Source organism: Pedobacter sp. GSP4, from assembly GCF_051857575.1.
Classification (GTDB): domain Bacteria; phylum Bacteroidota; class Bacteroidia; order Sphingobacteriales; family Sphingobacteriaceae; genus Pedobacter.
Window position 1 is genome coordinate 453985 of the sequence record NZ_JBPZIR010000001.1, and the last position, 13164, is coordinate 467148.

Below are 13164 nucleotides of genomic sequence, written 5' to 3' on the forward strand. Positions count from 1 at the left end.
TTGAGATGGATAAGTGTTTTTAATCATGCCGATCCGAAATTAATTAATTAGGATAACATAATGCATTTTTAAGCCCAGCTAAATTTTTCAGTGCCCATCCATAACGCTGTAATTCAGGTATCAAAATAAATGCATAGCCGCTGGTTAATATTTTAGTATATTTGCCTTGCTCAAAGGGGTGCTTTTTGATGTTGCAATTTCTGTTGCCATCAATTTGCTGAGATTATACCCATTTTGAGGTAAAAGATAGAAAGGTAAAAGGCTGAAGGTTTCCCCTCCACCTACAACCATCTGGCCTTCTACCTTAAATGAACCTGATGCGGGTAATGCCGCCGTAGGAAGAGGTTAGTTTACCATGCTGTTTCGCCCCGAAAACAGTTTTCAGTTATTTTTATCAGCTGCAAGGCAAAATATTGTAAATGGATTTTCAAGATTGGTTTAAGCTTTTTCAAGAGCAGATTGTACACACTTCTTTAATTGAGTGGTTTGCGGTAGGTTTTGGTGTTTCAGAAGTGTTGTTGGCCAAAAAAAATAGCATCTGGCTTTATCCTACAGGCATAATATCCATCCTGTTATCGATGTTTTTATTGTTAAATGTAAAACTATATGCCGAAACACTTTTAAGTATTTATTACCTGGTAATGAGTGTTTATGGCTGGATAATCTGGAAAAAGAGAAAACAGGATGGCGAAAACCAGGTATCATGGTCGAGCAACAACGAACTGGGCATTGCAGTGTTGATTTCGGTTATCGGCTTTGGCATACTTTATTTGGTGTTAAGGCATTACACCGATTCGGATGTGCCTGTGTTCGACGCATTTGTTTCTTCAACAGCATGGGCAGGGATGTGGTTGTTGGCCAAACGTAAAATAGAGAACTGGATTTTCCTCAACATCTCCAATATTGTCGCTATACCATTGCTGTTCCACAAAAAACTTCCGCTAATGGCCTGCTTAACTACATTTTTGTTTGTTGTGGCAATTTTTGGCTTTTTAGATTGGAAAAAGATTGTGAACAAAAACAAACTTAATCTGGCTGTTTAAATCAAATTTGGCCTGATGAGTTCAGTTATTTAAAATATTTATGATACAAGAAGCAACCATAACCTGGCAGGAAAAAGTGGCCGAGTTTGCAGCACACTCGGAAGAAATGGGTACCCTCCATCCCGAATTGCTGGAGCTGGCCTATCAGGAAAATTGGTTTAAGCTTTTTGTGCCCGCTGTATATGCCGGTCCCAATAAAAAACTACCCGAAATTTTAAGATTGGAAGAAGAACTGGCCGAAGCGGATGGGAGCTTGGGCTGGACGGTTACGCTTTGCGCGGGTGCTGGCTGGTTTGCCGGGTTTTTAGATCCTGCTCTTGCTGCCGAAATTTTTGCTGATAGAACCGTTTGTTTCGCTGGGAGTGGGGCAATTGGTGGGGTGGCGGTTAAAACCGATAAAGGCTATCTTGTAAATGGCCAATGGAACTACGCCAGTGGGGCATTGCATGCTACCATTTTTACAGCCAATTGTACAATGAAGGATGAAGCTGGAGCAGATATATTGGCAGAAAATGGCGAACCAGAGGTCAAATCGTTTATCCTCAAAAAAGAAGAGGTAAATATTTTGCCCGGTTGGTCGTATTTTGGTTTAGTGGCTACCGGAAGTCATGCCTTTGAAGTTAAAGATCTGAAAGTGCCCCATAACAGGTCTTTCACCATCAATGAGGATATTGCTGTTGGCGATACCGGATTTGATTATCCTTTTTTGCAGCTGGCCGAAACTACTTTAACCGTAAATAACCTGGGCATGGCCAATCATTTTATTAAACTGGTCGAAAAATCATTCCATTCGCGTACTGGTTTGCGCAGGTTTAACGAAGAGCAGGTAAAGTTTTTTACCCAAGAACTGAACCGTTGTAAACTAGAGATTAAACAGCTGCGTAAAAATTTTTATACGGCATTTGATGAATCTTGGGATCAGTTACTAAAAGATGGTAAAATTGCTGAAGATCAGTTAACTGAAGTAAGTTCAGTTAGCCGTAAACTTGCTCATGCCTGTTGGCGGGCTGCCAGTACATTATTTCCATATTGTGGCTTAGAGGCGGCCAGGAAAGGGACAGAAATTAACCGTGTTTGGCGCGATATACATACTGCAAGCCAGCATGCACTGCTTACTTTCGAAATTTAATTACTCCAAGAGCTCAGGTTTAATCTTATTCTTAAAATCTGTGGCAAATTTATTCAGTTTTGGCTGTATTACAAAAGCACAATAAGGTTTGCTCTGGTTGTCATGAAAATAGTTCTGATGGTAATCTTCGGCTTCGTAAAACTCGGCTGTTGGCGTAACTTCGGTCACTATAGGCTTTTCAAAAACAGCATCGCGGGTCAAATCACCGATCATTTTATCAACCTGTGCCTTTTGGGTATCGTTTTCGTAAAAAATTACCGAGCGGTACTGTGTGCCTATATCGTTGCCCTGCCGGTTTGGGGTAGTTGGATTGTGGGTTTTAAAAAATATGAGCAAAAGCTCCTCATAAGAAATAACCGCCTCATCGAAATTAATTTTAATTACTTCTGCATGTCCTGTATTTCCGTTACATATTTCCATATACGTGGGGTGTTTCAATTCACCTCCCATATAACCCGATGTAACCTGGCTTACGCCATTTAACGACTGAAATACGGCTTCAGTGCACCAAAAGCAGCCTCCGCCAAATGTTGCTGTTTGCATATCCTAACTGCTATAAAATCTTTTCTAATTTATTAAACTCAATCAAAAAAACGATATTTTCTGATATTTAATTGCGAGGAGACATCGATTATTCTTATAAGTTTTAACGCTTTCCTGTTTATGATTTAACAATATAGTGTTAATAGGTAAAACAGCAATTATAAAGCATTTTTAGCTCTAAAAAATATTTAACAAAAAATCCCGTAAGTTTTATTACGGGATTTAGGTGATATTTTATTGATATTGGATATATATCGGTTTTGGTGTTAGTTTTAGTAGCTCTTCTGGAGTCATTAACCTATTAGGAGCCTTTTTTAAGTCGTTTTTGTAAAATAACTTAAATCCTGTAAACTGTACCGGCTCACTTTGGATAAAGTGGCGGTAAGTTCCGATTTTTAGATCTGGTTCGCCCCATCCATCCATGTGCATTACAATTTGTACTTCAGGGCGCAGTTTAATGTTTTTATAATTGGTCACCATTTTCCTGGTGAAACGGTGTACCGTAAATACTTTTGGAGGCAGGTTATACTTTTTTACCATATCTGCCAGGTAGCCAGAAACGTAGTTGATATCTGCTGCATCATAGGTTCCTATTTTCTTGCCCGGTAAAGAACCATCTTTCATCGAAAACTCAGGGTCGATACCCAAATGCACATAAGGTAACTGTAAATATTTTTCTATGTGCGGTAATTCTGCCTTGATATTACTTAAGGCAACCTGTAAATCTAAAAATACGATTGTATTGGGCTGCATTTTGGCAATTTTTAAAACAGAATCAATTTGTTTGTTCCCCATCCTGTTGATGTATTTACCATCTTTACCAGGGGTACCGCTGGCAACAGCAGCTATATAGTGCAGGCCTGGCTGTACCGGTGTAGAAGGATCGGCCTTTTCCCAGTGCTTAACCTCAGCATTTAAACGCTGCCACATTTCTTTTGGTGCATATTCGCCAAGCGCACCCATTTTTTTAGAATGTAGGTTGCCATAATAAACCACAATACGCTTAAAAGGCAAAATGGCTCCTGCCAAAGGGTATGGCTGTTTTTGAACAGGCCATCTGCCGGTAGTATCGCCATTGGCCAGCTTTTTGGTTAACGAATCGTATAATTTAGGATCAACAGGCTTCATTACGTTTACCGCCGAATCGGTTGCTTTCTTGGTAGTATCAGAAGAGAAGATTTTACCGATGCTGTTGCTGCCCTTGCCGTCAGAATTGCAGTTGGCAAACAGACTGATTGCGGCAAAACCTAGTATTAGTGTGCCTGCTAATTGAGGAAATTTCATAGATATAGTTAAAGATAATTAAAGTTTTGACAGTTTTTCCGAATCTGTTTGCGATGAAAATAGGGTGGAAATGTGGTAGTTTAAAATAAAGTAATCAACATTTACACATTACAGAATTTACCAAAAACACCCAGCGGCAATTTTATGCCAGATGTAGCCTGCAAATACAGTTCGCCTGTTTCGAGGTTTTTTACAGCTGGAAACGATGTGCGGATTAAGTTTTCTACAATTACCGAAGAAAACCCCAGCGAATACGTGTTCAAGATCAAAAAGTGCTCTTTTTCATCCAGCAATTGTACCACATCCTGCATCATTTCCTGTATGTGGTCTTCCAGTTTCCACTTTTCGCCATTAGGGCCATGGCCATAAGCAGGTGGATCTAAAATAATGCCGTTGTATTTTTTACCTCTTTTGAGTTCCTTTTTCACAAATTTCAAAGCATCTTCTACCATCCAGCGGGTATCTTTCAAGCCAGAAAGCTCCTGGTTTTCGTTTGCCCAGGTAACTACCTGTTTAATCGAATCTACGTGGGTAGTTTCGGCACCGGCAGCGTTTGCAATTAGAGATGCAGCGCCCGTATACGCGAATAGATTTAACACCTTTGGATTTGGTGTTTTAAATTTTTTGATTGATGAAGAAATAAAATCCCAGTTTACAGCCTGTTCAGGGAATACACCTACATGTTTAAAAGAAGTTAGGCCCAAACGGAGTTTTATGCCTACTTCATTATTGTTGTAAGCTACATGCCAACGGTCGGGAATAGATTGGTTTTTCTTCACCCACTCACCAGAAGTAGCCGAACGGCCCTTAAAGCTTATGTTTGCTGTTTTTTTCCAGTCTTGTTCGGATAGTGTTTTTTTCCATACCGCCTGGGGTTCAGGACGGATGAGTACCACATTTCCAAAACGTTCTAATTTTTCAAAATCCCCGCAGTCTATCAGCTCGTAATCTTTCCAGTGGGTGGGGGCAAGTAATTGTATCATTTATTTAAATAAATTAAATTTGGATATTTTATAATATATTGATCGTCAGTTATTAACGTTAGGTTTTCTGCTAATGCTTGTGAAATAATCACTCTATCAAATGGATCTCTATGGATTAATGGCAATGTGAGGTATTTGCTGAGGTGTTGTTTTTGGATATTCAATACTGAAATTCCAAAATTGTTTATTACATCGTACATTTCTTCTAGGTTCCTGGTAACAGTGAGTTTTCCTATATTAAGTTTTATAATAATTTCCCATAAACTGGCAATACTTATAAACTTTTCATTTTCGGAATCTACAATGCGATTTACTATTGATCGGTCAAGATTATGGTCTTCATTGATTAATGCAATAAAGATATGCGTATCAAGTAAAAGGCGCATCACATATAATCTTTTAAATCATCTAATGGTTCGTTAAAATCTTTGGGGATGATAAATAGACCTTTTGCTGCTCCGTACAAGCTTTTTGGTTCTTCAACAATTTTATTTTCGGCATTTCCCGATTTGGGAAAGCTTTTGGCATGTTTGGCTTTTAAAAAATCAATAAAATCTTCTACCTCGTTTACCATGTTATCTGGTAAGGTTTCTAATTTGTGAATGATATTTTTTGTGGCCGTTGTCATAACCAAATATAACAATTTTCTTAAAACTTATCTTTTGCAGCTTTCATAAAGCGGCTGGCAAATACGAAATCGTTTAACTCTGCAATATCAGTATGGGCAATTTCTTTATTGCTGCCTTCCCAAAATTTCTTTCCTTCGTGCAAGAATAAAATATAATCGCCAATACCCATTACCGAGTTCATATCGTGCGTTACCACAATAGTTGTTGTTTTATATTCTTCTGTAATTTCCTGGATCAGCTCATCAATCACGATCGATGTTTTAGGATCGAGGCCCGAGTTGGGCTCATCGCAGAATAAATACTTCGGGTTCATGGAAATGGCGCGGGCAATACCTACGCGTTTCTTCATTCCGCCCGATAACTCTGCAGGAAACAATTTGTTCTTACCCGCCAGGTTAACCCTTTCTAAACAGAAATTAACCCGTTCTATTTTCTCTTTACGGCTTTGATCGGTAAACATGTTTAAGGGGAACATAATGTTTTCCTCAACAGTCATACTGTCAAAAAGTGCCGATCCCTGAAACAGCATGCCAATTTCTTTACGTACCTCAATGCGCTGTTCGTAGGTCATGGGCGTAAAATCACGGCCATCGTACAATACCGAACCCGAATCTGGCTGATGTAAACCCACCATGCACTTTAACAGCGTAGTTTTACCCGATCCAGAACCACCGATAATCAGGTTGGTAATTCCTTCTTGAAACTTTCCAGAAATCCCTTTTAAAACATCGTTCCCGGAGAACGATTTATAAATATCTTTAATTTCGATCATTACAATAACAATTGGGTCACGATATAATCGCAAGCTAAAATAGAAATACAGCTAATTACTACGGCCCTTGTACTGGCCTGAGAAACTTCTAAAGCACCGCCGCGAACGTAAAAACCTTCGTATGCCGGAACCGATGTAATGATAAAACCGAACACAAATGCCTTAACCAGGGCTACCGTAATGGTGTAAGGATTAAAATCAGTGGTAATACCCTGAATGTACTCTGCTGGAGTTACTGCGCCCGAAACCGAACCGCCAATATATCCACCGGTAATGCTTAAAAACATAGAGATAATAACCAGCATGGGTACCATGGTAATGCCCGAAATAATTTTGGGAAGTATAAGATACCCTGGTGCATTGATCCCCATAATTTCCAGTGCATCAATCTGTTCGGTAACGCGCATTGAGCCAATTTCTGATGAAATGGCCGACCCGATTTTACCTGCCAGTACAATTGCGCTGATGGTAGGACTTAACTCCAGGATACTCGAATCCCGGTTAACCGAACCAATAATGGTTTTAGGGATAAAATCGCTAACCAGCTGGAAAGCAATCTGTAAAGTCATTACCGCTCCAATAAATGTAGAAATAATGGCAATGAGGCCCAGCGAACCTACGCCCACGTAGTCCATTTGCTTGGCAATCTCTTTTAGGTATATTTTCAGTTTTTCCGGCCTTCTAAATACAGACTTAAGTAGCAGGATGTATCTGCCGAAATTGGTAAAATTCATTCCGTATGTTGCTTAATTTAAATGATCACTTCTAATACTACAAAGAAACGATAAAAAAGTTGTCGGTCTTTGCTAATTGCAAAAATATTCGTGGTTTTGAATATAAATATGGTTTTTTGTTAACAAAAATTAAACCACAAACAATGAAAGCGGTAATAACTGGTGCAACAAAAGGAATTGGTAGAGCTATTGCGATTAAACTGGCGCAAAACGGATATGATTTGATTTTGGCAGCCAGGGGAGAGCAGGAGCTTGTAAAACTGCAAAAGGAATTGGCTGCCTATGGCCCCGAAATTTTAACCTATGCTGTAGATTTTGCCATTAAAGCAGAGGTTTACCGTTTTTTAAATGCTGATATCAACTTCGGTGATGTAGCCTTATTGGTAAATAATGTAGGTACTTTTTTGCCGGGCAGTATGTTGGATGAGGATGATGAAACCTTTGAAAAACAGCTGGATTTAAACCTCAGTGCAGGTTATTACATCAGTAAGTTTTTTGGCAAAAAGATGCGTTCAGCACAGCGGGGGCATATATTTAACATCTGTTCAGTAGCCAGTAAGGCACCTGTTAAAAATGGCGGAAGTTATAGTGTAACAAAAGCAGCGATGTTAAGTCTTAATCATGTATTGCGGCAAGAGTTAGCACCTCACAATGTTAAAGTTACTGCATTTTTGCCCGGTTCTACCAAAACGTCATCATGGGAAGGAACAACCATTCCGGATGAAAAATTTGTACAGCCAGAAGATATTGCAGAAACATTATTTACCATTTTAAGCTTAAGTAAAGGGGTAAATGTTGATGAGGTATTGATTACCCCGCTCGATTTTTAAACACAAAATGAACAACGTTATGGAAAAGAAGCTTTTTAGAAACGAACACGATAAGATGATTGCCGGTGTAGCTTCGGGACTTGCAGATTACATGCAGGTGGAGGTTACCATAATCAGATTATTGTTTGCCTTATCGGCCATATTTATGGCTGGAGCCGGCTTGGTAGCCTATATAATTATGTGGATCATTGTTCCGGTGAATAACGACCCGGCTGCAAGGTTTTCAAAATTTAACGATTACTTTAACAAGAAAAACCCAGGTGCTGCACCTTTCGGATCGGCCGATCCTTTTACCGGCCCCGCAGGCACAGGCAATACCAATTGGACACAGCCGGTTGATGCCACACAAAAAACACCTTTCGAAACGCAGGCAGATTTTAGCGGTTTTAACAAACCAAACGATACTGGGCGTACCATTGGCGGATTGATTTTGCTCGTGGTAGGATGTTTTTTCCTGATGCGCGAACTCGATTTTATCCCGTATTGGTTCAGTATCAGAAACCTGTTCAGGTACATGTGGCCGTTAATATTTATTGCATTGGGTATTGCCATAATCGCTAAATCGAAAAGAAAAAATGATTGGGCAGCTTTTCAGCATCAACAGGAAGCTGAAAAACAGAAAGCCGATTTTTCTGAAACAATTGTAGAAAACGAGCCGGAAACGCCTGCAAATAAAGATGATAATTCAACAACCCCTAACCCTCAAGTATAAACAACATGAAATTAGATAGATTAATTTGGGGTATTTTACTGCTTTTTATCGGCGGTGTACTTTTACTCGAAAACTTTGGCGTGATTAACTTTTATTGGCGCAATATCTGGAGCTTTTGGCCAATATTCCTCATCATCGCAGGTGTAAATATCCTGTTCAATAAAAACAATTCGCAAACCGGTAGCATCATATCTATTGCGGTTCTGGTAGTGGCTTTATCATTCCTTTTTTATAAAGGGCAACAGGTACCCGATCGTGGTAACTGGTGGGGCAACCACTTTAAAAAAGATGTAGACATCAACATCGATGATAACGACCATGACGATGATAACGATAGTGATACAGCTTTCAACCAGTTAAATTTATCAGAACCCTTTGTAGTGGCTGATAATGCGAAAAAAACGGTTTTGAATATTTCTGGCGGCGGTATTTCATTCAATCTGGATGGCGAAACTTCTGAACTGATTAATGCCGACATTAAAAAAAGGCATGGCAATTTCTCACTAAAAAAATTACTTACTGATAGTGCTACTGTGCTTACTTTCCAAATGGACGATAAAAAGAACAAATGGAATTTTGGCGATGGGGGTAATGATGTAAACTTTAAATTAAATAAAGGAGCCAACTGGGATGTATTGATGAAGCTTGGTGCTGGCGAAGCCAACTTTGATTTTAAAGATTATAAAGTACGTACCTTCCGTTTTGACGGTGGAGCTGCGGCCTTAGATATTACATTTGGCGATTTGTTGCCAATTACCGATGTGGTCGTAAAATCGGGCGTGGCCGATGTTAAAATTAAGGTGCCAACCAATTCGGGCTGTAGGATTAAAACCAAAACCGGTTTATCGGCAAAAGATTTTGACGGATTTGAAAAATTAAGCGACGGTGTTTATGAAACTTCGAACTATAAAACCTCGACCAAAAAAATCTTTATCAATTTAGATGGCGGATTGAGTAACTTTGAGGTTAGCAGATATTAGGGAGGCGGAAGGTAGAGGGATTGAAGGTAGAAGGTGTAGGGTTTAAGGCGTAAGGTCGAAATTCTTTAGTAGAAATCTTTTAAAAAAAACCTGACCTTGCAATTCTAAAAACCCAACAATCCTGATTTTAAATGAGTCCTGATAAAGAATATATAGTTGTAGTTAACGGTAAGCCTCAGGGGCCTTATAGCTTAACCGAGCTTAAAGATTTAAACATCAGCCCGAATACTTTTGTACGCAAGCCAGGAATGGACGATTATAAAGAAGCTCATGCAATTGCAGAATTGCGTGAGCTTCTTGGTTTTAGCTATCAAAAAACAGCCCCTCAATATTTTGCAGCCTTCGATCAGCGCTTACTCGCATCGGTAATTGACCATTTTATCATTTTTGGGTTTTACACCATTATCATTTTAACGAGCTACCTCTTTATCGAAGGGAAAGATCAGCGGATTATGGCTTTCCTAATTCCATTCCCGTCTATATTTCTGGTAAAGCTTATTTATGGCAGCATAGCCGAGGCATCCGCCAGTCAGGCTACCATTGGCAAAAAACTGCTCAACATCAAAGTAACCGATTTAGAAGGCAGCCGGGTTTCTTTCGGAATCTCCATCATCAGGAATTTCTCGAAGATCCTATCTGTAATCCCCGTCTTTTTTGGCTACCTGTACAGTTTCCTGAATAAGAAAAACCAATGCTGGCACGATATAGCGGCCAATACACTGGTGATAAAAGATAGGTTGATATAAATTAGAAAAGCAGGGGCAAAGCAACTGTTACCGTTACCCGCGCTGTACGCTATATCTTTGGCTGGCCTTAAGCTACGCGCAGGCTAACAGCCAAAGGATGCCGCTTCCATCCCGTTTATTAAACCTGGGCCGGGTGCAATGTGGCCAAACCCACCCACCGTTAAAAAAATAAACCAGATCAAAGCGGGATGAGGCTGTCTCATAAATGAATACCTGTCATCCTGAGCCTGTCGAAGGACTTGCTTAAAAGTCTTGCTTGGCGTTTCGACTACTTGTCCCGAAATCGGGAAGCTCAACGTGACAAATTTGGATGAAATTTCAAGTTATGATACACCCTCAGAAGCGGGAGCGGGACTGCATCTGCCAAGCAATACTGCACTTCCGTTAGTGAAAAAGCTTTAAATTTTTTATGATAAAGATCCTTTGATTTAATTACAACTTTCCAACATTAAAACATTCTAACAATCCTTATCTTTGCAGCGCATGGAAAATATATTGGCAAAACATGATCTGGCTGGAGGATATTGCAACAGCCTAACCGCTTATTCGAGGTATTTAACCCGCGAGGTGAACATCGGCGATATTGCATTGGGCGGGCATAATCCAATCCGTATCCAATCAATGACTACCACTGATACTATGGATACCCTAGCTACCGTAGAGCAGACCATCCGTATGGTAGAGTCGGGCTGCGAATATGTGCGCATTACCGCTCCAAGCATTAAAGAAGCAGAAAATCTGGCCAATATTAAAAAGGAGCTGCGTTTGCGCGGTTATCAGGTTCCGTTAATTGCCGATATACATTTTACGCCAAATGCAGCCGAAATGGCCGCCAGGATTGTAGAAAAAGTAAGGGTTAACCCAGGTAATTATGCCGATAAGAAGAAATTCGAAAATATAGAATATACCCAGGATGCTTATAACGCCGAGCTGAGCCGGATTTATAAAAAGTTTATCCCCCTGGTAAAAATCTGCAAAGAATACGGTACCGCCATGCGTATTGGTACCAACCATGGTTCACTTTCCGACCGGATTATGAGCCATTATGGCGATACACCGCGGGGTATGGTAGAATCGGCTATGGAGTTTATCCGGATGTGCGAAGACCAGAATTATTACAATCTGGTAATTTCGATGAAGGCCAGTAATACACAGGTAATGGTTCAGGCGTACCGTTTACTGGTAGAAACCATGGCAAAAGAAGGGATGAACTATCCTTTACACCTGGGCGTAACAGAAGCTGGAGATGGTGAAGATGGACGTATTAAATCGGCTGTTGGTATCGGGACCTTACTGGAAGATGGTTTAGGCGATACCATCCGCGTTTCGTTAACAGAAGATCCTGAATTTGAAGCACCTGTTGCTAAAGCCTTGGCAGACCGTTATTCGAAAAGGAGTTCGGAGTCCGAAGTCGGAACTCCGGAGTTGATTAATTTACGCTCTACGCCCCACGCTCCGCGCCCAACTTATTCTCCATACGAATACAATCGCCGCGTTACAGCTCCAGTACAGCATATTGGTGGTCACTACCATCCAGTTGTGATGATCGATGTATCCAATGAAAATTTAAAGGACCCATATTTTTTAAGTCCGGTTGGTTACAATTACAGTGCTGGTTTAGATAAATATAATCTGGCCGATCAGGCTTGTGATCTGGCTTATTTAGGGGATAAATTGCCATCTTTTTCATTTCCCGGAAATTTAAAGCAGGTGTATAATTACCAAACCTGGTTAAAACTCACAGATAAAAACAACTGTCATCCATTATTTTCATTGGAAGAATTTAAAGGGGCTGAAACTAAGGATGAGTTTTTAAATTTCGTTGAGGTTGATGCCGAAACATTCCAACATGCTAACATCCCAACCTTTCAGGCTAATGTTGTTTTAATCTTAAAAACGACTTCAAGCCACGGAATGGCACAACAAAGGGCGGTTTTTGTTTGGTTACAGGAAAAGAATATTCAAATTCCGGTAATCATCAAAAGAACTTACGCCGATTTGGATGCAGATACTTTAATGCTTTATGCCGCAACTGATATCGGTGCTTTGTTTACCGATGGTTTTGGCGATGGGGTATGGATTGATGCACAAGGACAGAGCCTGGCCCTGATCAACTCGATGAGTTTTGGGATTTTGCAGGCCACACGCACACGTATCAGCAAAACAGAATACATTTCTTGTCCAAGCTGTGGGCGTACACTTTTCGATCTGCAAGAAACAACACAGCTGATCCGTTCCCGTACCGATCATTTAAAAGGGATCAAAATCGGTATTATGGGCTGTATTGTTAATGGCCCAGGTGAGATGGCCGATGCCGATTACGGATATGTGGGTACTGGCCCGGATAAAATTACATTGTACCGTGGTAAAGAAGTGGTAAAGAAAAATGTAACTACTGCTTACGCTTTGGATGAACTGATCGATATCATCAAAGGCGATGGAAATTGGGTGGAAAAAGCTTAATCATTTGAATTTGCCGTGGTGTGTCCCCACAGACCACAGTATGATTAAACTAATAGACTACGGTTTCGCTCTGTGAGGACACAGACCGAGGATTTAAGTTAAGCCACAGATGCACACAGATAAACACAGATTTAATTTTTTGTTATTTTTTGCGCCTTGGTCTTGAGCCGTGGTGTGTGTTCCCACAGACCACTATCTGGTTAAACTGATAGACTATGGTTTTCGTTCCGTGAGGACACAGACCGAGGATTAGATTTTATCTGTGTGTATCCTTTTTATCTGTAGTTAATAATTCATTCGGAAATATGGATAACCC

The 13164-nt window shown here is 40.2% G+C and carries 14 protein-coding genes; 7 read left to right on the plus strand and 7 right to left on the minus strand.

The annotated features are described in order from the left end of the window. The first annotated feature begins 419 nt into the window (after positions 1-419). Both pnuC and ACS5PU_RS01795 read left to right on the plus strand, forming a co-directional pair. Entirely contained in the window at positions 420-1043 is a 624-nt protein-coding gene (gene pnuC / locus ACS5PU_RS01790) for a nicotinamide riboside transporter PnuC (protein WP_439457550.1), read from the plus strand. Between the two features lie 40 nt (positions 1044-1083). Then, positions 1084-2172, plus strand: a complete 1089-nt coding sequence (locus tag ACS5PU_RS01795; protein ID WP_439457551.1) for an acyl-CoA dehydrogenase — start codon at positions 1084-1086, stop codon at positions 2170-2172. Here the strand turns inward: ACS5PU_RS01795 and msrA are convergent, their stop codons facing one another. The 7 genes from msrA to ACS5PU_RS01830 form a co-directional block, all read right to left on the minus strand. Beyond that, positions 2173-2715 carry a peptide-methionine (S)-S-oxide reductase MsrA gene (msrA, locus tag ACS5PU_RS01800; protein WP_439457552.1) on the minus strand — a complete coding sequence of 181 codons (543 nt, stop codon included), beginning with the start codon at positions 2713-2715 and terminating at the stop codon, positions 2173-2175. A gap of 234 nt (positions 2716-2949) precedes the next feature. After that, positions 2950-3999, minus strand: coding sequence for a hypothetical protein (locus ACS5PU_RS01805; RefSeq protein ID WP_439457553.1), 1050 nt, complete (start codon positions 3997-3999; stop codon positions 2950-2952). Between the two features lie 101 nt (positions 4000-4100). After that, positions 4101-4982, minus strand: a complete 882-nt coding sequence (locus tag ACS5PU_RS01810) for a class I SAM-dependent methyltransferase (protein ID WP_439457554.1) — start codon at positions 4980-4982, stop codon at positions 4101-4103. Further along, on the minus strand, positions 4979-5368 hold the full coding sequence (locus ACS5PU_RS01815) for a type II toxin-antitoxin system VapC family toxin (protein WP_439457555.1): 390 nt from the start codon (positions 5366-5368) through the stop codon (positions 4979-4981). Before ACS5PU_RS01815 ends, ACS5PU_RS01810 begins: the two co-directional genes overlap by 4 nt. Beyond that, on the minus strand, positions 5368-5610 hold the full coding sequence (vapB, locus tag ACS5PU_RS01820) for a type II toxin-antitoxin system VapB family antitoxin (RefSeq protein ID WP_439457556.1): 243 nt from the start codon (positions 5608-5610) through the stop codon (positions 5368-5370). The genes ACS5PU_RS01815 and vapB overlap by 1 nt, the downstream gene beginning before the upstream one ends. Positions 5611-5630: 20 nt before the next feature. After that, positions 5631-6383 (minus strand): ABC transporter ATP-binding protein, encoded by a 753-nt coding sequence (locus tag ACS5PU_RS01825; protein ID WP_439457557.1) that lies wholly within the window; start codon positions 6381-6383, stop codon positions 5631-5633. Then, positions 6383-7117 (minus strand): MlaE family ABC transporter permease, encoded by a 735-nt coding sequence (locus tag ACS5PU_RS01830; protein WP_113949422.1) that lies wholly within the window; start codon positions 7115-7117, stop codon positions 6383-6385. Before ACS5PU_RS01830 ends, ACS5PU_RS01825 begins: the two co-directional genes overlap by 1 nt. Positions 7118-7260: 143 nt before the next feature. On the opposite strand from ACS5PU_RS01830, the gene ACS5PU_RS01835 reads away from it, so the two are divergent. From ACS5PU_RS01835 to ispG, 5 genes are all read left to right on the plus strand, one after another. After that, positions 7261-7947 (plus strand): SDR family oxidoreductase, encoded by a 687-nt coding sequence (locus ACS5PU_RS01835; RefSeq protein WP_439457558.1) that lies wholly within the window; start codon positions 7261-7263, stop codon positions 7945-7947. Positions 7948-7966: 19 nt separating this feature from the next. Then, positions 7967-8659 (plus strand): PspC domain-containing protein, encoded by a 693-nt coding sequence (locus tag ACS5PU_RS01840; RefSeq protein ID WP_439457559.1) that lies wholly within the window; start codon positions 7967-7969, stop codon positions 8657-8659. Between the two features lie 5 nt (positions 8660-8664). Continuing rightward, positions 8665-9639: a LiaF transmembrane domain-containing protein gene (locus tag ACS5PU_RS01845; protein ID WP_439457560.1), complete on the plus strand. Its 975-nt coding sequence runs from the start codon at positions 8665-8667 to the stop codon at positions 9637-9639. Positions 9640-9770: 131 nt separating this feature from the next. Continuing rightward, the gene (locus ACS5PU_RS01850; protein ID WP_439457561.1) at positions 9771-10385 is read left to right on the plus strand and encodes an RDD family protein; all 615 of its coding nucleotides are present in this window, start codon (positions 9771-9773) and stop codon (positions 10383-10385) included. Between the two features lie 483 nt (positions 10386-10868). Further along, a complete protein-coding gene (gene ispG, locus ACS5PU_RS01855; RefSeq protein WP_439457562.1) occupies positions 10869-12848 on the plus strand; it encodes a (E)-4-hydroxy-3-methylbut-2-enyl-diphosphate synthase in 1980 nt (659 codons plus the stop codon). The last annotated feature ends 316 nt before the right edge of the window (positions 12849-13164 follow it).

What these genes read in the sequence shown, in the direction of transcription:
- ACS5PU_RS01810 (WP_439457554.1), bottom strand. Translation starts at nt 4,982, where the DNA reads ATGATACAATTACTTGCCCCCACCCACTGGAAAGATTACGAGCTGATA.
- msrA (WP_439457552.1), bottom strand. Translation starts at nt 2,715, where the DNA reads ATGCAAACAGCAACATTTGGCGGAGGCTGCTTTTGGTGCACTGAAGCC.
- ispG (WP_439457562.1), top strand. Translation starts at nt 10,869, where the DNA reads ATGGAAAATATATTGGCAAAACATGATCTGGCTGGAGGATATTGCAAC.
- ACS5PU_RS01825 (WP_439457557.1), bottom strand. Translation starts at nt 6,383, where the DNA reads ATGATCGAAATTAAAGATATTTATAAATCGTTCTCCGGGAACGATGTT.
- ACS5PU_RS01835 (WP_439457558.1), top strand. Translation starts at nt 7,261, where the DNA reads ATGAAAGCGGTAATAACTGGTGCAACAAAAGGAATTGGTAGAGCTATT.
- ACS5PU_RS01815 (WP_439457555.1), bottom strand. Translation starts at nt 5,368, where the DNA reads ATGCGCCTTTTACTTGATACGCATATCTTTATTGCATTAATCAATGAA.
- ACS5PU_RS01840 (WP_439457559.1), top strand. Translation starts at nt 7,967, where the DNA reads ATGGAAAAGAAGCTTTTTAGAAACGAACACGATAAGATGATTGCCGGT.
- ACS5PU_RS01845 (WP_439457560.1), top strand. Translation starts at nt 8,665, where the DNA reads ATGAAATTAGATAGATTAATTTGGGGTATTTTACTGCTTTTTATCGGC.
- ACS5PU_RS01795 (WP_439457551.1), top strand. Translation starts at nt 1,084, where the DNA reads ATGATACAAGAAGCAACCATAACCTGGCAGGAAAAAGTGGCCGAGTTT.
- pnuC (WP_439457550.1), top strand. Translation starts at nt 420, where the DNA reads ATGGATTTTCAAGATTGGTTTAAGCTTTTTCAAGAGCAGATTGTACAC.
- ACS5PU_RS01830 (WP_113949422.1), bottom strand. Translation starts at nt 7,117, where the DNA reads ATGAATTTTACCAATTTCGGCAGATACATCCTGCTACTTAAGTCTGTA.
- vapB (WP_439457556.1), bottom strand. Translation starts at nt 5,610, where the DNA reads ATGACAACGGCCACAAAAAATATCATTCACAAATTAGAAACCTTACCA.
- ACS5PU_RS01850 (WP_439457561.1), top strand. Translation starts at nt 9,771, where the DNA reads ATGAGTCCTGATAAAGAATATATAGTTGTAGTTAACGGTAAGCCTCAG.
- ACS5PU_RS01805 (WP_439457553.1), bottom strand. Translation starts at nt 3,999, where the DNA reads ATGAAATTTCCTCAATTAGCAGGCACACTAATACTAGGTTTTGCCGCA.